The sequence below is a fragment of the Halanaerobium saccharolyticum genome (assembly GCF_003053565.1).
Taxonomy (GTDB): Bacteria; Bacillota; Halanaerobiia; order Halanaerobiales; family Halanaerobiaceae; genus Halanaerobium; species Halanaerobium saccharolyticum_B.
Window position 1 is genome coordinate 1 of record NZ_QAXS01000049.1, and the last position, 20,258, is coordinate 20,258.

Genomic DNA, 20,258 nt, shown 5'->3' on the forward strand with positions numbered 1-20,258 from the left:
AAAGGATAAGGTAGTGACTGAATATTCTGTAGATAGTATATGTTCTCAATAACTTAAATTTGACAATGCTTAAATATTTTTATGCAATGCTAGTGAAAAAATGTATTAGATAACTACAGAATTCCTTTTATTGAATTGAAGGGAATAGAAGTTTCAGAGGTTTGCGAAATATTTGAAAGAATAAATCAAGAAGGTCAAGCTCTAGATATATTTGATATTGTAGTTGCTAAAACTTTTAGAATAAAAAATGGAGATAAAGAAGGATTTTATCTAAGAGAATTAATAGATGATTTTAGAGATAAATATGATGGTTTTTTTATTGAAGATATTGATAATTTAACTTATTTACAAATTTTGGCTATAATAATCAGACAAAACATTGAAAATTCAGGTGTACATAATATTACTAGTCGATACCTGAATGAAATGGAAGCTGCTCAAATTGAAAGAGTATGGGAAGATGCTAAAAAAGCAATATTAAAAACCTTTGATTTTTTTGAGAATCATTTGCATTTAAAAGGGCCTAGATTAGTTCCATTTCGTTATTTTTATATGAGTATAGCTTCTTATTTTTATAAGAATCCTGATCCAAATTACAGTTTGTTAAATAAATATTTTTGGTTTTATAGTTTTCATACTGAGGAAAAGTTAAGGAACACTACTCATTTAAGAAATCATGTAGACTGGCTAGAAAGAGCTAAAAAAGGAGAAAAAGTAGAGTTTCCTGATTTTGTATTAAATAAAAATGACTTAAGAAATTCATCTTATAGTTCACGTGGTCGATTATCTCGTTCAATTCTATCTTTATTATCCAGTCAAGAGCCTAAAGACTGGAAGTATAAAGACAGCTCAGTCTTGAAAGATGTTTATTACCATTTAACTGACAAACCTAATTTGCATCATATTTTTCCATTAAATTTTTTAGATAATTTTACTGATGAAATTGAGGTTAATAAAAATAGTTTAATGAATATTGCTTATATACCACAAAAAACTAATCTTGAAATTAGTGATAAAAATCCTGTTAACTATTTAAAAGAATATAATTTAGAAGAATTAGATGAAGTCTTTGAAGATCATTTAATACCCAATGAATTAATACATTGGGCAAAAAAAGATTATTTACCAGAAGATGCTTTAGATAGCTTTATTGAAAAAAGAATTAATTGTTTTGTCGATTCTTTAGAAAATAGATTAGGGGCATTAAATATTAATATCATTGATTCAAAGGGTGAGGGAAAATAATTTGAAAAGTAAATATAATTGGTATTGATATTAAAATTATAAATTCAGATAATTGGGGACAGAAATATATGGTAGCAGAACTATTAGATTTTCTTAGCACTATAGGTGGAATGATAACTTTATTCTATATTGGAATTATGGTTTTTATAGCATTTAAGTTTCATAATAATGATAAAATACCCTCAATATTAGTTTCAATGGGTATTTTAGGTACTTTCTTTGGTATTTTCATAGGTTTAATGAGGTTTGATACTGATATTAATCAGATACAGATCAGTATTGAACAGTTACTGAATGGTTTAAAAACAGCATTTTTAACTTCTATTGCTGGGGTTATACTGAGCCTTATTTTAAAAATGAAAAGCACATACTTTGAAGATAATAATGAATATTCCGGAGCTACAATAGAAGATATAGTAGCAACAATTGATAAAAGCTCAAAAAATAATAATAAAAAAATTGACGAGCTGATTAGTGTTTTAGATAAAGATGAAGAAAGTCATTTAGAAGAAATCAAGAATTATTTAGTTAAAGAGGGAGAAGGCAATTTATCACACCAGCTAGTAAAAATGAGGAATAAATATGATGAAATCTTAACCAATCAGAAGAAATTATTTAGAGAAAATAGAGAAGTTTTAATTGAAATCAAGAAATCATTGACTGGAGAAACCAATGATGAAGGATCATTAAATTATAATTTATCTATGTTAAGAGAAAAAAATAATGAAATAAAAACAAATATTGTTGAGGTTCAGAATATAAATAAAGAAAGTCATTCTAAAGCTTTAGAAAAACAGGAAGAATTAATTAGTAAATTTGATGCTTTCCAAAAAGAAATGGCAAAACAGAATACAGAAGCCCTTGTAGAAGCTATTAGAGGAGCTATGGAAGATTTTAACTCTAAAATAAATGAACACTTAGGAGAAAACTTTAAACAGCTTAACGAAGGTGTTGGCCAGATGCTAGAGTGGCAGGATAAATATAAAGAACAAGTTGCTTTCATGGTAGATAGTTTTGAAAAAATAATAGAAAAACTAAATAAAGACACTGAAGCTATAGAAAAAGTTAGTAAGAGTATTGACCAAATAGCTGAGAAGTCTGGTTCTATAACTAAAGCAGCGGATAATTTAGAACCTATTTTAAAGGGTATAATTGACCAAAAAGAAGAATTAGAAAAAACAATGAAAGAATTTGCTGAGATATCAAATAAAGCTCAGGAAGCTTTTCCTAAAATTGAGCAAAGAATTGATGATCTAACAAAAGGATTTTCTGATTCTGTAGAAAAAAGTATTGAAAGATCGGATAATATACTAAGCAAACAAGAAAATGCTTTTAATAGAATATTAGATAATTTTGAAACTTTAGATCAAAAAGCTAAAAATAATATAGAAAGCATACTCAAAAATGCTGATGAAATGAACCAAAAGTTGAGGCGTGAGCAAAATGAAATAATAAAAGATAACATACAAAGTTTAGATTCTGCTCTTGAAGAGGAATTAGAAAAGTCGCTAAATTCTTTAGGTAAATCACTTGCTTCTTTATCAAATAAGTTTGTAGAAGATTATCAACCACTTACAGACAGATTAAGAGATGTGGTAAGAATAGCAGAGGAAATTGAGCCTGCAGGAGTAAATTACAATGAGTAAAAACTTATTAAAAAACGAATCTCATTCAGATGGAGAGCATTGGATTTCTATATCTGATATGATGACAGCATTAATGCTTGTGTTTATGCTGATAGCTATAAGTTTTATGCTTAGAGTTACTCAGCAAAATCAAGAAATAAAGCAGCTAGCTGAAGATTATCAGGAAATCAAAAAAGAAATTTATGAAGAATTACAGATTGAATTTGAAGATGATTTAGAAGACTGGAATGCTGAAATATTACCTAATTATTTAATAGTGAGATTTAAAGATGTTGATGTTATGTTTAAACAGGGTGAAAGTGAACTTACTGAAGCTTTTAAACAAAGATTAGAGGACTTTTTTCCTAGATATTTAGAAATTTTAGCACAAAAAAAGTATAAAGATGAAATTGAAGATATTAGAATAGAAGGCCACACTTCAAGCGAATGGGAAAATGCAAGAAGTGAAGAAGAAGCATATTTAAATAATATGGAATTATCACAGAATAGAGCTAGAAAAGTTTTATCATATTTATTAACATTAGATAAAAGCAAGAAAAAATTTGATTGGTTAAAAAGTACAGTCACTGCTAATGGAATGTCATTTAGTAATTTAATTTACGAAGAAGAAAAACCTAATGTAGAGGATAAACAATTGTCAAGAAGAGTTGATTTTAGAGTTGTAATAAAAGCAGAAGAAAGAATTAGAGAAATTTCTGGAGAGGGAGATTTATAATGAATCTACCTGACTTTATAAAAATAAAACAGTTTATTTATTTAAGAAAAACTATGGGAGCCCGCTTAATAAATAATTGGAATCAAAGTTTAGGATGGAAAAAAACAAATCTGGATAAAATTCTTAGAACTACAGGTAAAGAAATTAATCCAGAAGATATTGAAATAAATGATGATGGTACATTAAACTACGAAGGCCACAGGGTCTTGGTTTATATAAGAGATGCAAGGACATATAGTTATTATGGTTCTAATACTAAAGCAGACCTTCCTAAATTTCATTTAGCATGGTGCAAAACATTAAAGCAGATGAAAAATCAGGGTAGATATGATAAAAGATATGTTGCTACAAAAAGAGATGATGGCTTGTTTTTAGTAAATGTTGAGCATAATGGCAAAACTGTTGAAGGAGAAAGGGAATTATATCCTTGCAGAAATTGCTTGAGAAAACTGAGCTATTCTAAGAATAGAGAGGAATTTGATATTAAAGAGTTTTTTGAAAAATATGGTGAAACTCAAATTGAAGATATACCATTATTTGATGAATATGATGCTCCCAAAGATGAGTATCCGGAAGATTGGGAAAAGGTCTCTTGGGTTTATAGAAAAAATGAAAATTGGACCTGTGAAAAATGTGGAAGAAATATGAGAGATAATAAAAAGAACCTACATGTGCATCATATTAATGGTAACAGATCTGATTGTAGATATAGTAATTTGAAAGCTTTATGTATAGATTGTCATAGTTTAGAACCTTATCATGAGCATATGAGAAATTAAAATATTATCATATGAAAGAAGGTAATAATTATGGATTATTCTTTAAATCAAAATCAGCAGCTGGCGGTTGAAAATATTGAAGGACCAATGTTAATAATTGCAGGTCCTGGTTCAGGTAAGACGCTAACTTTAATTGAAAGAATTTATAATATAATTGAAACCAAAAATATTAAGCCAGAAAATTTATTTATATCAACCTTTACAGAAAAAGCTGCTCAAGAAATTATGACAAGACTTTCAAATAAGTTAATTGAAAATAATATTGACCTTAATATTTATGATATGTATATTGGTACATTTCACTCTATTTGTCTAGATATTTTAGAAGAATACAGAGAATTCACTAGATTAAAAAAGAGTTATACCTTAATGGACCAATTTGATCAAAACTATTTTTTATACCAGAATATTTATGATTATAAAGAGTTTACAGATAAATTTATTAATAAAAAATATAGTAATTGGAGAAAGGCTAATAAACTAGCATATTGGTTAAATAAAATATCTGAAGAAATGATTGATGCTTCTGATTTAATTAAATCAGAAGATGAAGAAATAAAGGCTTTAGGTGAAGCTTATATTTTATATAGACAACAAATTGAAGAAAACAATATGCTTGATTTTTCTACAATCCAATTAGAGACCATTGATTTATTAAAAAGAAATAAAGAAATAAGAGTTGAATTAAGCAATAAAATTAAATATATCATGGTTGATGAATATCAGGATACTAATACAATACAGGAAAAAATATTGTTTAAATTAATAAATGAAGAAAGCGAAAATATTTGTGTAGTAGGAGATGATGATCAGGGTCTATATAGATTTCGAGGGGCAACAATAAGAAATATTTTGGAGTTTCCAAATAACTTTAAAAATAATGAATGTACTCAGATAAATTTAGATATTAATTATAGATCTCATCCTAATATTATTAACTTTTATAATAACTGGATGGACCAAGAATTTTGGGAAGATAATAAAGGAGAATATAGATATAATAAGATAGTTGAAGAACAAGATAAAGAATTTCCTAAAAATCAAACAGTTATAAAAGTTTCTGGTAAAAACAACGAAGATGATTGGTCTGAAGAGGTTTATGAGTTTTTGATTAACTTAAAAGAAAAAAATATAATAGATGATTGGAATCAAGTTGCTTTTTTATTTAAATCAGTTAGGAATCATAGAGTAACAAAATTGGCTAATGATTTAGAGGATATGGGAATAAATATTTATAGTCCCCGTTCTAATATGTTTTTTGATCGTGAAGAAATAAAGTTAATGATAGGAGCTATAATATCTATATTTCCTCAATTTCCTGAGGTAAGAAAATGGAATGAAAATGCTCATTTAAAAGAATGGGAGTATTTTGATGATTGTTTTGAACTTTTTGCGAATGAAGTAAGAAAAGAAAAGAATAGTGATTTGAAAAATTGGATGCAAAAGAAAGCTAATAAACATATAAATTTAAAAAGCAATACTGATTATTCTTTTTCAGATTTATTTTATGAAATTTTACAATTTCCTCTTTTTAGCAGATATTTAGATATTAACGGTTATGAAATTGAAGATTTGAGACCTTCTAGGAATCTTTCTATATTTTCAAATTTGCTAACAAAATTTGAGTATCTACATAATATATCTGTTTTGGTCCCTGAATATTTAGATAGGAACATTAGAAGGTTATTTAATAATTTCCTTAGATATTTAATGGATGGTGGAATTGATGAATATGAAGATCCTTCAGACTATGCACCATCAGGCTCTATTTCTTTTATGACTGTACACCAATCAAAAGGATTAGAGTTTCCAGTTGTATTTGTAGATTCTTTATATTCTTATCCAAGAAAAACTTATGATGAATTAGAAGTGAAATTACAAAAAAATTATTATAAAAGAGATGCTTTTGAACCCTGGGATAAGATAAAACATTTTGATTTTTGGAGACTTTATTATACTGCTTTTTCTAGAGCTGAAAATTTATTGGTACTTACTTGTCAAGAAAATAGTGCTGATAGAAGAGGACAAAGAAATGTCCCTTCTAAATATTTTGAAGAATATTATGCAAATATACCTTCTTGGAAGTCAAATATGTTTAAACCAAAAAAATTAGAATTAGAAGAAGTGGGAAAAGTTGATTTAAAAAATGAATATTCTTTTACTTCTCATATATTATTATATGAAAATTGTCCACTTCAATATTTATATTTTAAAGAATTAGATTTCACACCTGTAAGGAAAGGTTCCTTTATATTTGGTACTGTAGTTCATCAAACTATAGAAGATATTCATAAGGCAGTTTTAAGGGGCAAAGAACAATTGATTAATAAAAACCAAATTGAAGCTTGGTTTAATAGTAATTATAATAATTTAATAAAAAAAGAAAGAGTATATTTAAGACCTTCAACACAAAAAATTGCATTAGAACAGATTCTTAATTATGTCGAAAAAAATAAAAATAACTGGTCCCAATTAAAAGAAGCAGAGGTTGAGGTTTCATTAGTTAAAGAAGATTATATTTTAAAAGGATCAGTTGACTTAATACAAGGTGAAGATGATACAGTAGAAATCATTGATTTTAAAACTGAAGAAAAACCTGATATATTAGACAATAAGAATGAAATAATGAGATATAAAAACCAGCTAGAAGTTTATGCGCATTTAATTGAGCAAAAGATTGATAAAAAAGTTAGCAGAATGCATTTATATTATACAAGTGAATCAGAAGGTAATCCATTTATCAGTTTTGATAAGAATTCTCAGGAAATTAATAAGACAATTGAAAATTTCACAAACATAGTAAAAAAAATAGAAAACAAAAAATTTGACTTGGATGAAAGACCTTTAAAAAGATGTCAAGAATGTGATATGAGGCATTTTTGTGATAATAATTTTAAATAATGGAGTGATAGAATGAGTGATAAAGTTAATAATTCAGTAGAAAATTTTCAATTCGAACCAATAAAAGGAGAACCCAGACTTCGTTGGCAAGGAAAAAGAGATTTTGAATATACTAATTATTTTCCTGCACAGATAAAAGAAAAGTATGGAAAAGAAAAAAATGGATGGATGAATAAATTATTTTGGGGAGATAATGTGCAGGTAATGAGTCATTTATTAAAAGATTATAGGGGCAAGATTGATTTAATTTATATAGATCCGCCTTTTGATTCAGAAGCAGACTATAAAAAGACAATAAAATTAAAAAATAAAAAAATTAATAATGACTACACAAGTTTTGAGGAAAAACAGTATACAGATATTTGGTCAAATGATGAGTATTTACAATTTATGTATGAGAGGCTTAGATTAATGAGAGAATTACTTTCAGATAAAGGTAGTATATTTTTGCATTGTGATTATAGAAAGGCTCATCATTTAAGATGTATTATGGATGAAATATTTGGTGAAAATATGTTGAGAAATGAAATTATATGGTGTTATACTGGTCCGTCGGGGGCTAAAGATAATTTCCCAAGAAAACATGATAATATTTTATTTTATTCAAAAACAAATGAGTTTGATTTTAAAGGAGATTATATACCTTATAAAAGTGGAATTCATAATACTGGACAAGTATTTGATAGTACAGATGGAGATGAAGATAAAATTGATGAATTAAAGGAAAGAGGAAAGTTGGTAGAAGATTGGTGGACTGATATATATCCAACTTCCAGAGTTCGTTCTGAATTATTGGGTTATCCAACTCAAAAACCGCTTGGCCTTTTAAAAAGAATAGTTAGAGCTAGTACTGAAAAAGGAGATATTATTTTCGATTGTTTTATGGGGTCAGGAACAACCCAAGCAGTTGCAATGAAAATGGGAAGAAAATTTTTAGGTGCTGATATTAATTTAGGTGCAGTTCAAACGACTACATCTAGACTGGAACGAATTATGAGTAATAGTAAAAATGAAGAAGATAAATATTTGAATTTTGAGCTTTATAATGTAAATAATTATGATATTTTCCGTAATCCAACAGAAGCAAAAGAATTATTAATTAAAGCGTTAGAAATCAATCCTTTAACAAGGAATAATCTATATGATGGTGAAAAAGATGGAAGAATGGTAAAGATAATGCCTATTAATAGAATTGCTACTAAAGCTGACTTGAATGATTTAATTGCTAACTTTCCATATAAAGAATTTGAAAAACGAAAAGATAAAAATCCTAATCAACCAGTGGAAGAATTGTTGTTAGTATGTATGGGACATGAACCTGATTTAGTGGCTAACTTGGAAAAAGAAGTAAATTATAATTTAGATATTGAGGTTGTAGATATATTAAGAGATAAAAAGGAATTAACTTTCAAAAGAGATTCGGAAGTAGATATTGATATAAATAATGGAATTCTTGAAATAAACAACTTCTATCCACTTAATCTTCTACAGAAGCTTAGTTTGATGAAAGAAAATGTAGAAGAATGGAAAGAGTTAGTTGAATCAATATTGATTGACTGGAATTATAATGGAGAATATTTAGAACCAGATGTTATTGATGTTCCTGAAGATGATGAGTTGGTTAAAGGAAGATACATGTTACCTGAAAATGTAGGAGAAATAAGAGTTAAAATAACAGATTTATTGTCTGAAGTATTAGAGGTGACAGCAAATAATGAGTAAAAAAAAGACTGAATTAAGCTTTACTTTTTTTAAATATTTAAGACAGTTTTATATAGATAATAAAGGGTCTATAAAAACGTATTATAGAGGGATTTCAAAGAAATTTCTGGATTATAATAATCCGGAAAATGTAAATTCATTCTTGTGGGATCCTCAATTTGAAGCATTAGAAATGTATATATTTCTTAAAGAATTCTTAAATAACGAACCTCTACATAAAGTCTTTGATGATTGGTATAATGAAAGAGGTAAATTTGAAGGTAGAATGACAAAAGCTTTAACAGGGGAACAATTACAATTCAATTATGATGGTAAAGTTGGATCATTAGATAAGGAAGAATATAAAGAAATATTTAATGAAATGAAGAATTATTATCAAGAATTATATCCAAATTATATATTTGCATTAACTATGGGAACAGGTAAAACTATCTTGATGGCTACTTGTATATTCTATGAATTTATATTGGCCAATAAATTCCCTAAAGATGAAAAATATTTACATAATGCTCTAGTCTTTGCACCTGATAAGACTGTCCTTGAGTCATTAAGAGAAATAAAGACTTTTGAGAAAGATAAAGTGGTACCTTCAGAATATATTAATTGGTTGGATAGTAATATTAAGTTTCATTTTTTAGATGACACAGATATATCTTTAAACATATTAGATAACTCGAAATATAATATAATAATTTCAAATACACAAAAAATTATATTAAAACGCAGACATAAAAAGAAAACACCTACAGAAACACTATTTGATAAAACTAATCCTATTTATGATGAAGGATCTGTATATGATAAAAATAAAGATTTATATAATTTCGATTCTAATTTAAGTGAAAGAAAGTTTAATATTAATCAAAGGTTCATGAAAATAATGAGATTAAAACAATTAGGAATATATGTTGACGAAGCTCATCATTTATTTGGAAAGAATCTAACTAGAGATTTAGGATATCGAAAAAAAGATTTAAAAACTAGTTTAAGAATAACCATTAATAAATTAGCAGAAAATTTAGATGAGGTAGATTCTAATTTAGTAGGCTGCTATAACTTTACCGGAACACCCTATATTAATAATAAAATATTACCTGATGTTGTTTATGCTTATGGCCTCAAAGAAGCAATTGATAGTGGATATTTAAAAGAGGTTACCATCAATGGTTATTCAAATACCAGAAATAGTGAGTTTTTAAAAATAGCTATAAATGATTTCTGGGAGAAATATGGTAAAAGTGGTTCTAGACATGAAGGTATGCTTCCTAAGATGGCAATTTTTGGATCAACTATAAAAGAAGTAAGAAATGAAATTTTACCAGAAGTAGAGAAAATTTTAGGAGAACTCAATATTTCTCAAGATAAAATTTTAGTAAATGTTGGCGATACAGATTTAACTACAAATGATGATATAAGAGAGTTTAATAATCTTGACACACCTAAATCTAATAAGCAGTTTGTGATTTTAATAAATAAAGGTCGCGAAGGCTGGGACTGTAGATCTTTATTTAGTGTAGCATTGTATAGGGAGCCTGATTCTAAGGTGTTTGTATTACAGTCAACAATGAGAGCATTAAGGAAAATTGGTGATGTTCAGAAAACAGCTAATATATATCTTTCACAAAAGAACTATGAAATCTTAGAAAATGAACTAAAGAAAAACTTTAGACTAGGTATTGGTGATTTACAGAAAAAAAGTGATAAAAAAACTTATAAAGTTTTTGTTGAGAGGCCTAATGAAAAGATTAAGATAATGAGACAAAAAAGGCTTTATAAATTAAAAGAAAAGGATGAAGCTGAAGTTATTTCTTTTAATTTTAATAATATAGATTTAGAGAAATACAAATTAATTCATACAAAACAAGATGGTTTAGAATTTGATGATAGAACTAAAGTTTCTAAGGAGATAAATGGATTTAAAGAGAAAAGAGAATACAGCAAGTTTACTTTGGTTGCTGAAATAGCAACATATTTAAATTATTCTTGTATAAAAATAGAAGAAATTTTAAATAAAAGTGAAGAAAGTTGGAATGAAATATTAGAATTTGTAAATCAATATAATGAAATAATATATGATCATATAGTTCCAATATTAGTAGATAATTTATATGAAATAGAAAGTTATGAACATGAAGAAAAAGAAGAAATTAAGTTAATTAAAGACCCTGAAGAAGGGTATTATGAAGTTAAAGCTTTACCAGACTATGTAATAGATAAGGATGATGATATAGCAAGAAATCATAAATCGAAGAGTTTCCATTTAAACCCTTATTGTTTTGATTCAAAATCTGAAAAGCAACTTTTTTGGTCAGTTTTAGGCCAAGGTAAAATAAAAAAGATATTTTTTACTGGAATGTTAACTCATCATCAAAGTGACTTTTATATTCAATATATTGATCCGGAGAGTAATGCATTGAGAAGTTATTATCCAGACTTTTTAGTTGAAACAGAAGATGGAACTCAAATTATAGTAGAAGTAAAAGCAGACTATATGGTTGAAGATCCAGTTGTAGAAGCTAAATCAGAATATGCAAAGCAATTGGCAAGTGCAAGTTCAATGAGATATGAAATTGTAAAAAGTAGTAAGGCAGATAAAGGATTTATTGATTTTATCAGTGATTAAAAATATAGAGTGGATTTTAACTGGATATTAGCTTTGTTTTAAAACATGACAATAATCCTAGAACATTTAATGGAAAAGTAATTATATATTATATGGAAAAACATAAAAAGCTGATTAAAAACTCTGGGCTTAATACCCAGAGTAGTTAATTTGTCGATTTTCAAATAGGCTCAAGTTTATTACATTTCATTCTATATTGATATTCTATAATGTAAAGTACATCATTATAGAATAAACTATAATAATCTATGATTATTGTTTAAGTTTTAGAAAAAAAGTTATTTGGGGGTTAAATTATGGATGATATAAGTTTAAATAGAGATAGTTATATGACTAGTACAGAAATCAAGTATGAATCTGGAGATTGGCTAGATGAAAAATTAGTTGATCATGTAGAAGAAGTAGTTATGTTTAAAGGAATTAAGGATAGATTTGACTTAAATAAAGTTGAATATATTTTAGTTGAAAATTTTTTAAAAGGTTATGGACGTAATTTATACAGTGAAGATTTACGTGTGCTTATAAATCAAACAAACGATTTTTTTAAAGAAAATTATCCTGATTATAATAATACCCAGACAATAAAATCAAAAATCAAGTTTAAAACTTTTGAACAAAAAGAAAAATATCGAATGATAGATAAAGTAGAAGTTGTTTTTCATGAAAGAATAAATCAATATATAGCTAAGACATTAATTTCTGATATTCAAAATATTGGAATTGATGAGAGTATAGTTAAAGAATACATGCAGTTACTTGATGAAGGATTATGGTGTGATTTTGATATAGTTTATAGGGAAAGTCAAAAATCTGAAGCCGAAAAGCTATTAGGAGAAAAGAAGTATTATTATGAGATTGTATCAGTTAGACCATTAGAATTGATAAATTTTGATGTTCAAAAAGATAATCTTAAAGGTCTAAGACTGCAATTAGATCTAGAAGATTGGGTAGATGTTCTTTTGAGAAGTATTGGAATTGAACCAATTGAAACTAAAATGCCGCTAAATTATAAAATAATTATTTTGATGCGCTTATTACCTTTGGTAGAAAAAAATATAAATTTAGTAGAACTAGGACTACCAGGAACCGGCAAAAGTTATTTACATAATGAATTATCTTCTTCTTCATATCTCTTGTCTGGTTCAGAAACTACTAGAGCCCAGCTTTTTTATGATAAAGCAAAAAGAAAGTTTGGAATAGTGAGCAAATGGGATGTTGTTGTATTTGATGAGGTTACAGGGGTAAAATTTGATGATAATTTAATACAATATATGAAAAGTTATATGGAGGCCGGTAAATTTAATGCTGATCAAGAAACAGTTCCAGCTGATTCATCTTTTATATTCAATGGAAATACAAATAAAACAATCAATCATTATTTAAATTCATCTCATCTTTTTAAACCATTACCAGAACCTATGCAAGATACAGCATTTTTAGATCGAATACACTGTTATTTGCCAGGGTGGGAAATTGACTTTGATGGAAAAAATTTATTTACAACTCACTTAGGATTAACACGAGATTTTTTATTTCAATTTTTAAGTTTTCTTAGGGCTAAATCTAACAGCGATATATTTAAAAAATATGATATTGAATTAGATGATTCTCTAAGTAACAGAGATAAAAAAGCTATAAAAAAGAATTTTTCTGGATTAGTTAAATTATTAGACCCCTTCGATCAAAATACTTTATTAGAAGAAGACTTAAAATTTTTAATGTATAATTCAATAGAAATGAGAAAAAGAGTAAATGAACAGCAGAAAAGAATCAGCCCAACTGATAAATTTGAAAATAAAGAATTTAGTTTTAATATTGCTAGAAGTTATTATCCTGCTAAAATTTTACCAGAATTCAATTTATACAGGCAAATTGGGGAAAATAAAAATGTTAAAATTGATACAATTTATTCTCATAGAGAAATGTTCAATATAAATAAAAAGCTCATGGAATTCTTAAAAACATCAGATTTAAAAGAAATTGTTTTAAATAAACGCAGTCTTAATTTTTCTCTAAAAATAAAACTCAATTCAATTGAAGCAGCTTATTCTTCAGAAAAAGACAAAATAAATTTGGCTGCAAAAAAGGCGTTTTCTAAAATAGAAGAAGAGATGAATCTAGAAGAAAAAGGAAATCAATTTATTGATAAATACATAAACACTTATCGAGCAGTAGAAAATGATCTTGATACTTTAATGAAATATATTTATAATAATGCAAGATATTTAAAGTTTTATAAAAATGTAAGATATAGAATGGATTATAAACTTAATCAGGCTGATCTAAAAAGCAGAAGAGAAGACTGTGATTTAAGCAAGCTAAATCTAAAAGAAGTTGATGTTTTTTATAGAAAAGAACGAACACTTAAAAGTCTCAGATGTGAATATGGTGGGTTTATAATTGTAATATATGATAAAAAAATGCTACATAAAGAAACTAATGAAATTTATTACAATTATTCCAGCAAGGTGTATTAATTCTATTAATAAGAATTATTAAAATATTATATATGTTATATTATCAAATTATTTAAATAATATATAATATTTATTTTTTTATTAAATATTTTTATAATAATATTTAATAATTACTATTTTATTTATTATTTTTTAAAAAATCATTATAATAAATATATATTAATAAATGGGGTGGCGAAATGAGCAAAGAATGGAAATATATGTCATTTAGAGTTACTGGAAAAATTTATAAAAAATTAAAAATTAAGTTAATTAAAAATGAGAGGAGTTTTCAGAATTTAATTGATAATATTTTGAAAAATTATATTCAAGGGAACATCAAGATTAAAAATTATGACTATTATAAAAAACCTATTGATAAAAATTTACTTGAAAAAACACTGACGTTTAGAATTGAAAAAGAATATTATAAAGAAATTAAATTAAAGCTAATAAGAAAAGATATTTCATTTCAGGAAGAAATAGAAAAATTTATTTTAGCATATTTAGATGATAATTTAGCTTTAAGAAATGGAAGGAGAATTTAATTTGAAATCTGATAAAAAAAAGACTTTATCTTTCAGAATTGATCCGGAAATTCATCAAAATTTAAAAAGAATATCATTAGAAAATGATATTACAATACAAAAAATGGGTGAAGTGTTTGTTGATATTTATTTAAATGAAAATTTAAAATTAGATCGTCCAGGTGTTATGCCTGAAACAAATCAAAGGAAATTATATAGAGACGCGGATGAATCTACTGTTACCTTTAGAATTAGTGAAGAAATTCATCAAGAGTTAAGAAATAGACTTAAACATAAAAGGATGACCTTTCAAAAAATTGCAGAAGATTTTTTTAAGAAAGTTGTTAAGCATCCTAAAAGAATTATAATCGATTTAAGTAATAGTGAGTACAATAAACTAGAAGATGAATATCAGAAGGCAATTTATGTTTTTGAAAATCCTTATGGTTAATTTATATTTTGATCTGAAATGTAACTCTGCTAATTGCTTGTTAGAAGAATTTTAGGCACTCAAATATTTGAAGCAGTTTGTGCTGAATAAGAAGCTTTTTCTTTTTGCATAATATGTTTTTCTTTTTAAAGATCTCCATAGGGTTTAATATTTACTTAAAGACCAAGTAAATATTAAACCGCTATATTAAAAAAAATATTATTTTAAATTTTTGAAGGGGTTTATTTTTTTTATATATGGCTTTTTTTTAAGGGGAAACTTTTTAGCTTGAAATACTCCAACAATGACTTAGAAAAATTATATTTGCAGACTGAAACTTGCTCAAAGCATTACTGCAGGAATCCCTTGCTGGAGGCAATAAGGCTTGATTCTAGGGCTTAAGATTTACAGCAGCTTATTACTACCCTGTAAATTTTGCTGTGGATACTGCAGGATCTCTGGAAGATAATAAGCAAGCAGAAAACCAAAGAGATTACAAACAGGCAATTACTCTGAATTGAGATTAATCACTCAAATATCTGCATCTAGCATAATTGGAGATGATTATAGGATGAATTTATTATCCAGTCGCTTAACTGGCTAAGTAGAGATTAGGATGATTGTCTGAAAGCAGTATTTACAGCAAATTATCCTGCTAACTGCTGCAGACTATAGCTGAAGCAGATAATATAGATTGATAAAGATAAGGAGATATTATAAATAGCCATCCTGTAACAGGGGTGGTTATTTATTTGCCGTCAGAATCAATCTAATCAGATTACAATTATATATTATATAGGTGAAAGAGGAAAACTATATAATATGAGGAGATGGTTAAATGAATAAGGTACCTATAGTTACTCTAATTGCTTTAGTTGTAAAATTAGTCTTAATTGGTGTTGAAACAACTAAAGCGGTTAATCAGATTTCAAGTGAATATGGAGTTAGTTTTGATGAGCTTTGGAGTGAACTACCAAGCAGTTTCAAGTAAAGTAGAATAGCATTTAATAATTATTAACCTGCCTTAACCGGCAGGTCTTTTTATTTGTCTTAAAAAAATTATAAAGGAGAGTAGATAAAATGATTGACGGCAAAGAAATAGCAAAGCTGATTAGAAAGAAAAATGATGTAATTATTGAGAAGTTTGAGGATGGGTCATATAACGTAACAGACACTTACATCATGGTAAAGCTTAACGAGGCTGAATTCGGCAAGTTCTTCGCTAAATACAACAGCTACAAGTCAACTGCAGATATACCCTTTAACTTTGAAGGAACTATCTCTTCTGCTGGGGATAATGTATTTGCAGAAAATAAGCTGAATACTAAAACAGTTACCAGCCAGGTTGGTAATGCTAAGTATGAAGCAGTAATTACTGACTTTTATAAGAAAAATGATTCAGGTGATGAAGTTCGAATATTTAAGGCCGGCAATGATATTGGTATGTTTAACAGAGATTATGAATTTCTACTTCAATATGGAGTGAAATACAAGGCAAAAGACAATAAGAACCCTATTTTCATCTTAAATAATCAGGATCAAGTTAAGGCTGTAATTATGCCGGTGCTTGATAAAGGAGATAAGCCGGTTAAAGAAATACTAAAAGATTTGATTAAGGATAACTATCTAAAAACTAAATCAGCTTAGGAGGGGTTAAATAGATGTATGTAAAGAAGTGTCCGGAGTGCAAGGGTAAAAGCTACAGTGCAGGAAGAAATGAATGGATCTGTCCTTACTGTGGTGAAGATTTAAATGATGTTGAAGCTGAGAGAGTAAAGGAGTAAAAAAGTAAAGGAGGTAGCAATGGAAGCTTTTAAATTAAAGCCAGAGGTGGGAAATCAGAAACAAGAAGAAGACTATTTTGTAATAGATAATGACCAAAAAGCTAACTGGGCGTTGAGGAAGATCAGGCACCTAAAAAAGAAGAAGCAGGACAACGAGGGGTTTGCTGAAACAGAAATTGAAGCTATTCAAAAAGAGATTGATGAGGTCAACAGCTGGCTGGAATCTGAAAACAGCAGCTTGAATAATGATATAGAATATTTAGAGATGAAGCTTAAATATTACGCACTGGACCTAAAAGATGATGATCCGGAACTTAAGACTCATAAACTGCCCTTCGGCCAGCTGCAGTTTAGAAAGCAGAGAGATAAGTGGGAATATGATAATGATAAGCTGCTGGAGTTTGCAGAAAAGAATCTAAAAGATGCTGTTAAGGTTAAAAAGAGAGTTGATAAGAGGAAGCTGAAGCAGAAGATTAAAGTAGTAGGTGATAAAGCAGTAGTAGTTGATACCGGTGAGGTTATTGCAGGAATCAAAGTCATAGAACGAGGTGAGAAATTTAAAGTCAAGACTGATGTTTAAGCTGGTCAATTTTAAAAGAAAAATTGAATAAAAACACTTAAAGCTCAGCCTTAACCGGCTGGGCTTTTTTAAGGAGGTAATGAAATGAGTAAAAATAAAACTAAAAAGCTATTAGAGCAACTGAATAACAGGATTGATTCAGTTAGAGAGTCAGATGAGTTTAAGAAGATGCTCCAATTTTTGGGTAAGTTTCATAACTACAGCTATCAGAACTCTATTTTAATCCAGATGCAGAAACCTGATGCAAGTTACGTTGCCGGATACAAACAGTGGCAGAAGAAATTTAACCGTCATGTCAAAAAAGGTGAAAAAGCTATTTCCATACTTGCACCCTTCACCTATAAAAAGAAAGTTACTGAAGAGAAAAAAGTTAGTGGAAAGCTAAAAGAAGTAGAAAAAGAAGTTAAGAGAATGTATTTTAGGCCGGTTAATGTCTTTGATGTCAGTCAGACTGAAGGTGACCCACTGCCAAATCTAGATATCTCAGTTGCTGATGATTGCAGCAGGCTATACAAACCACTGACTCAATATACTGATTTTAAGGATATAATCCTGACTTTAAAGATGCTTCCAGAAGCTCTAAAAGGTTATTCTAGAGGTGGGGAGATAATACTTAATAAAATACTCAACGAGACTGAAAGATCGGGAGTATTAGTCCATGAATTAGGACATGAACTACTCCATCAAGATGATGAACCTGAATTAAGTAAAGAAGTCAAAGAAATTGAAGCTGAAGCTGCTGCTTTTGTGGTAATGGATAACTATGGTGTAGATATTAAATCAGATAAATATTTGGCTTTGTACAAAGAATCCTATGATTTAAAGCAGAGTTTAAAAAGAATCGACAATTTAGCTTCCGAGATTATTAATTACTGTGATGATTATCTGCTGCAAAGTAAAGAAGCCGATAAAAAGCTAAAGGAGGTTATTTAAATGGGTGCTCAAAATAAAGTTGTTGATATTGAAAGCAGGAATAAGGAATTGATCAGTTTCACTCAAAAGGAAGTTGAGACTATTAAAAGAACAGTGGCCAGTGATGCTAATACTGATGAACTAAGAATGTTTCTGCATATTGCTAAAACCTATGGTCTGGATCCGTTTAATAAAGAGATATTCTTCTGGAAGATCAAAGGAAAACCGACGATTATGACTTCCAGAGATGGTTATCTAAAAATAGCTGACAGACATGAGGAATACAACGGTCTGGTGTCAGATGTGGTTAGAGAAAATGATAAGTTTAGAAGAAAAGCTCAGGGTATAGATCACGAATACGGCACCAATCGTGGAGATATTATTGGAGCTTATGCTTTGGTCTATCGTAAAGATAGAGAATATCCTGTCTATGTCTTTGCTCCTTTTCAGGAGTATTTTGCCGGCACCAGGGTCTGGAGCCAATATCCGTCAGCTATGATATTAAAAGTAGCTGAATCAATGGCTTTAAAAAGAGCTTTTACTGTTTCCGGACTGGTAACTGCTGAAGAAATGGATGTGCAGCGGTTAAATGAGAAGGATAAAAAGAATCCTAGAAAGCCGTATTCTAAGAAAAATAAAAAATCTGATGATAAAGAAGATCCAATAGAAATAGAAGCTGAGCTATCTGGGAGAGAAAAAGAGATTAAGGATATAGTCGGCGACAATAAAAATTTAAGGAAAGACTTATTTACCTACTTAAGGGATGTAAAAGAAAAGGAAGGTTTAGATAAAGAAAAGCACATGTCAATAGATGACTTAAGTGATAGCCAGTTTAAACAGCTTAAAAATATATTGAATAGATTTAAGAAAATGGCTTAAAGAGAAAGGATGATGATAGATGCCTAAATTCAAAGTTAGCTGCAGCTGGCGAGAATATCATGGTGGTGAATTAATAGTTGAAGCAGCAGATGAAGAGGAAGCACTTGAATTACTCCAGACAGATCAGAATAGATTATTAGAAGTATTGATTGATAAATATGCTAACGAAACGTTTGAGAGCTTAAGTGATATAGATGTGATTCCGGGAGCAGTTGATACTGATAGAAAGCTGGATTTGGTTATTGACGCTGGAGAAATAGAAGTTTGTGAAAGCTGAATGAGGTGATAAAAATGCCGGTTAACGGAGTGCCCAGTGATGATTGGAGAACTAAAAAAGCTTTGGGACCTTATGCAGAGCCGATGGATGAATTAGAGTTGCTGGAGGAACAGAGGTTAATTAGACTAAAAAGATTGAAATACAAAGGAGTAGATAATAATGGTCAATATACAGAAGTTTTCACTGAGAGTGGTTAAAGAAAATGGTGGCAGATATGATATTGATAAAACTATCAATAATCCTATAGCAGCAAGGAACTTGTTTATTGAAGTAGCTGAATTAGATAAAAGATCAGAAGAAGTATTTGTCATGGCGACTATAGATGTCAGAAATAAGGTGACTGGATTATTTGAAGTTTCAACCGGCACTTTAAATTCAAGTCTTGTTACACCGAGGGAAGTATTTAAAAGAGCAATTCTACAGAATGCAGCCGGTATAGTATTAGGTCATAATCACCCGAGTGGGAATATAGACGCCAGCAGTGATGATATTAATATTACTAAGAAGCTGGTTAAGTCAGGTAAGATACTGGGGGTCAATGTTGTTGATCATATCATAGTTGGCAATGAAGGTAATTATAGCAGTATGAAAGAAAATAATCATATTTAGAGAGGAGTTTAGTAGATGTTAAAAATTGATAGTATTGAATTTGATGATGAAAAGATGGTTAACGACAGATTAAATGATTGAGCTTCCCCCATTAAATTAGACACATAGTTTAGACGTTTTTCTCTCATTTTCGTAGTTTTCCGGACTTTTATAATCCAGAGTAGAATGCATTC

At 28.5% G+C, this 20,258-nt stretch carries 19 protein-coding genes; all 19 read left to right on the forward strand.

Annotated elements, in window-relative coordinates; all coding sequences use genetic code 11:
• The first annotated feature begins 135 nt into the window (after window positions 1-135).
• The 19 genes from C8C76_RS13670 to C8C76_RS13750 all read left to right on the forward strand — a co-directional run bounded on the left by C8C76_RS13670 (window position 136) and on the right by C8C76_RS13750 (window position 20,085).
• Window positions 136-1,245: a hypothetical protein gene (locus tag C8C76_RS13670; protein WP_108142599.1), complete on the forward strand. Its 1,110-nt coding sequence runs from the start codon at window positions 136-138 to the stop codon at window positions 1,243-1,245.
• Window positions 1,246-1,313: 68 nt separating this feature from the next.
• Window positions 1,314-2,891 carry a hypothetical protein gene (locus C8C76_RS13675; RefSeq protein WP_108142601.1) on the forward strand — a complete coding sequence of 526 codons (1,578 nt, stop codon included), beginning with the start codon at window positions 1,314-1,316 and terminating at the stop codon, window positions 2,889-2,891.
• Window positions 2,884-3,606, forward strand: coding sequence for an OmpA/MotB family protein (locus tag C8C76_RS13680; RefSeq protein ID WP_108142603.1), 723 nt, complete (start codon window positions 2,884-2,886; stop codon window positions 3,604-3,606). The genes C8C76_RS13675 and C8C76_RS13680 overlap by 8 nt, the downstream gene beginning before the upstream one ends.
• On the forward strand, window positions 3,606-4,385 hold the full coding sequence (locus C8C76_RS13685) for an HNH endonuclease (protein WP_108142605.1): 780 nt from the start codon (window positions 3,606-3,608) through the stop codon (window positions 4,383-4,385). The genes C8C76_RS13680 and C8C76_RS13685 overlap by 1 nt, the downstream gene beginning before the upstream one ends.
• 30 nt (window positions 4,386-4,415) lie before the next feature.
• Window positions 4,416-7,286, forward strand: coding sequence for an ATP-dependent helicase (locus C8C76_RS13690; protein ID WP_108142607.1), 2,871 nt, complete (start codon window positions 4,416-4,418; stop codon window positions 7,284-7,286).
• A 12-nt stretch (window positions 7,287-7,298) separates the two neighbouring features.
• The gene (locus tag C8C76_RS13695; protein WP_108142609.1) at window positions 7,299-9,008 is read left to right on the forward strand and encodes a site-specific DNA-methyltransferase; all 1,710 of its coding nucleotides are present in this window, start codon (window positions 7,299-7,301) and stop codon (window positions 9,006-9,008) included.
• Entirely contained in the window at window positions 9,001-11,631 is a 2,631-nt protein-coding gene (locus C8C76_RS13700) for a TnsA endonuclease N-terminal domain-containing protein (RefSeq protein ID WP_108142611.1), read from the forward strand. The genes C8C76_RS13695 and C8C76_RS13700 overlap by 8 nt, the downstream gene beginning before the upstream one ends.
• A gap of 296 nt (window positions 11,632-11,927) precedes the next feature.
• Entirely contained in the window at window positions 11,928-14,108 is a 2,181-nt protein-coding gene (gene brxL / locus C8C76_RS13705) for a BREX system Lon protease-like protein BrxL (protein WP_108142613.1), read from the forward strand.
• Between the two features lie 179 nt (window positions 14,109-14,287).
• Window positions 14,288-14,635: a hypothetical protein gene (locus tag C8C76_RS13710; protein ID WP_108142615.1), complete on the forward strand. Its 348-nt coding sequence runs from the start codon at window positions 14,288-14,290 to the stop codon at window positions 14,633-14,635.
• A 1-nt stretch (window position 14,636) separates the two neighbouring features.
• On the forward strand, window positions 14,637-15,065 hold the full coding sequence (locus tag C8C76_RS13715; RefSeq protein ID WP_108142617.1) for a hypothetical protein: 429 nt from the start codon (window positions 14,637-14,639) through the stop codon (window positions 15,063-15,065).
• A gap of 817 nt (window positions 15,066-15,882) precedes the next feature.
• Entirely contained in the window at window positions 15,883-16,035 is a 153-nt protein-coding gene (locus C8C76_RS15215; RefSeq protein ID WP_181248232.1) for a hypothetical protein, read from the forward strand.
• Between the two features lie 89 nt (window positions 16,036-16,124).
• The gene (locus C8C76_RS13720) at window positions 16,125-16,691 is read left to right on the forward strand and encodes a hypothetical protein (RefSeq protein WP_108142619.1); all 567 of its coding nucleotides are present in this window, start codon (window positions 16,125-16,127) and stop codon (window positions 16,689-16,691) included.
• A 14-nt stretch (window positions 16,692-16,705) separates the two neighbouring features.
• Window positions 16,706-16,828 carry a hypothetical protein gene (locus tag C8C76_RS15440; protein WP_258222577.1) on the forward strand — a complete coding sequence of 41 codons (123 nt, stop codon included), beginning with the start codon at window positions 16,706-16,708 and terminating at the stop codon, window positions 16,826-16,828.
• Between the two features lie 19 nt (window positions 16,829-16,847).
• Entirely contained in the window at window positions 16,848-17,408 is a 561-nt protein-coding gene (locus C8C76_RS13725) for a host-nuclease inhibitor Gam family protein (RefSeq protein WP_108142621.1), read from the forward strand.
• Between the two features lie 84 nt (window positions 17,409-17,492).
• A complete protein-coding gene (locus C8C76_RS13730; RefSeq protein WP_108142623.1) occupies window positions 17,493-18,341 on the forward strand; it encodes an ArdC-like ssDNA-binding domain-containing protein in 849 nt (282 codons plus the stop codon).
• Window positions 18,342-19,199 carry a phage recombination protein Bet gene (bet, locus tag C8C76_RS13735; RefSeq protein ID WP_108142625.1) on the forward strand — a complete coding sequence of 286 codons (858 nt, stop codon included), beginning with the start codon at window positions 18,342-18,344 and terminating at the stop codon, window positions 19,197-19,199.
• Window positions 19,200-19,218: 19 nt separating this feature from the next.
• On the forward strand, window positions 19,219-19,476 hold the full coding sequence (locus C8C76_RS13740; RefSeq protein WP_108142627.1) for a hypothetical protein: 258 nt from the start codon (window positions 19,219-19,221) through the stop codon (window positions 19,474-19,476).
• Window positions 19,477-19,490: 14 nt separating this feature from the next.
• Entirely contained in the window at window positions 19,491-19,673 is a 183-nt protein-coding gene (locus C8C76_RS13745; RefSeq protein WP_108142629.1) for a hypothetical protein, read from the forward strand.
• Window positions 19,636-20,085, forward strand: coding sequence for a JAB domain-containing protein (locus tag C8C76_RS13750; protein ID WP_108142631.1), 450 nt, complete (start codon window positions 19,636-19,638; stop codon window positions 20,083-20,085). Before C8C76_RS13745 ends, C8C76_RS13750 begins: the two co-directional genes overlap by 38 nt.
• Window positions 20,086-20,258: the final 173 nt, after the last annotated feature.

What these genes read in the sequence shown, in the direction of transcription:
- C8C76_RS13675 (WP_108142601.1), top strand. Translation starts at nt 1,314, where the DNA reads ATGGTAGCAGAACTATTAGATTTTCTTAGCACTATAGGTGGAATGATA.
- C8C76_RS13680 (WP_108142603.1), top strand. Translation starts at nt 2,884, where the DNA reads ATGAGTAAAAACTTATTAAAAAACGAATCTCATTCAGATGGAGAGCAT.
- C8C76_RS13685 (WP_108142605.1), top strand. Translation starts at nt 3,606, where the DNA reads ATGAATCTACCTGACTTTATAAAAATAAAACAGTTTATTTATTTAAGA.
- C8C76_RS13690 (WP_108142607.1), top strand. Translation starts at nt 4,416, where the DNA reads ATGGATTATTCTTTAAATCAAAATCAGCAGCTGGCGGTTGAAAATATT.
- C8C76_RS13695 (WP_108142609.1), top strand. Translation starts at nt 7,299, where the DNA reads ATGAGTGATAAAGTTAATAATTCAGTAGAAAATTTTCAATTCGAACCA.
- C8C76_RS13700 (WP_108142611.1), top strand. Translation starts at nt 9,001, where the DNA reads ATGAGTAAAAAAAAGACTGAATTAAGCTTTACTTTTTTTAAATATTTA.
- brxL (WP_108142613.1), top strand. Translation starts at nt 11,928, where the DNA reads ATGGATGATATAAGTTTAAATAGAGATAGTTATATGACTAGTACAGAA.
- C8C76_RS13710 (WP_108142615.1), top strand. Translation starts at nt 14,288, where the DNA reads ATGAGCAAAGAATGGAAATATATGTCATTTAGAGTTACTGGAAAAATT.
- C8C76_RS15215 (WP_181248232.1), top strand. Translation starts at nt 15,883, where the DNA reads ATGAATAAGGTACCTATAGTTACTCTAATTGCTTTAGTTGTAAAATTA.
- C8C76_RS13720 (WP_108142619.1), top strand. Translation starts at nt 16,125, where the DNA reads ATGATTGACGGCAAAGAAATAGCAAAGCTGATTAGAAAGAAAAATGAT.
- C8C76_RS15440 (WP_258222577.1), top strand. Translation starts at nt 16,706, where the DNA reads ATGTATGTAAAGAAGTGTCCGGAGTGCAAGGGTAAAAGCTACAGTGCA.
- C8C76_RS13725 (WP_108142621.1), top strand. Translation starts at nt 16,848, where the DNA reads ATGGAAGCTTTTAAATTAAAGCCAGAGGTGGGAAATCAGAAACAAGAA.
- C8C76_RS13730 (WP_108142623.1), top strand. Translation starts at nt 17,493, where the DNA reads ATGAGTAAAAATAAAACTAAAAAGCTATTAGAGCAACTGAATAACAGG.
- bet (WP_108142625.1), top strand. Translation starts at nt 18,342, where the DNA reads ATGGGTGCTCAAAATAAAGTTGTTGATATTGAAAGCAGGAATAAGGAA.
- C8C76_RS13740 (WP_108142627.1), top strand. Translation starts at nt 19,219, where the DNA reads ATGCCTAAATTCAAAGTTAGCTGCAGCTGGCGAGAATATCATGGTGGT.
- C8C76_RS13745 (WP_108142629.1), top strand. Translation starts at nt 19,491, where the DNA reads ATGCCGGTTAACGGAGTGCCCAGTGATGATTGGAGAACTAAAAAAGCT.
- C8C76_RS13750 (WP_108142631.1), top strand. Translation starts at nt 19,636, where the DNA reads ATGGTCAATATACAGAAGTTTTCACTGAGAGTGGTTAAAGAAAATGGT.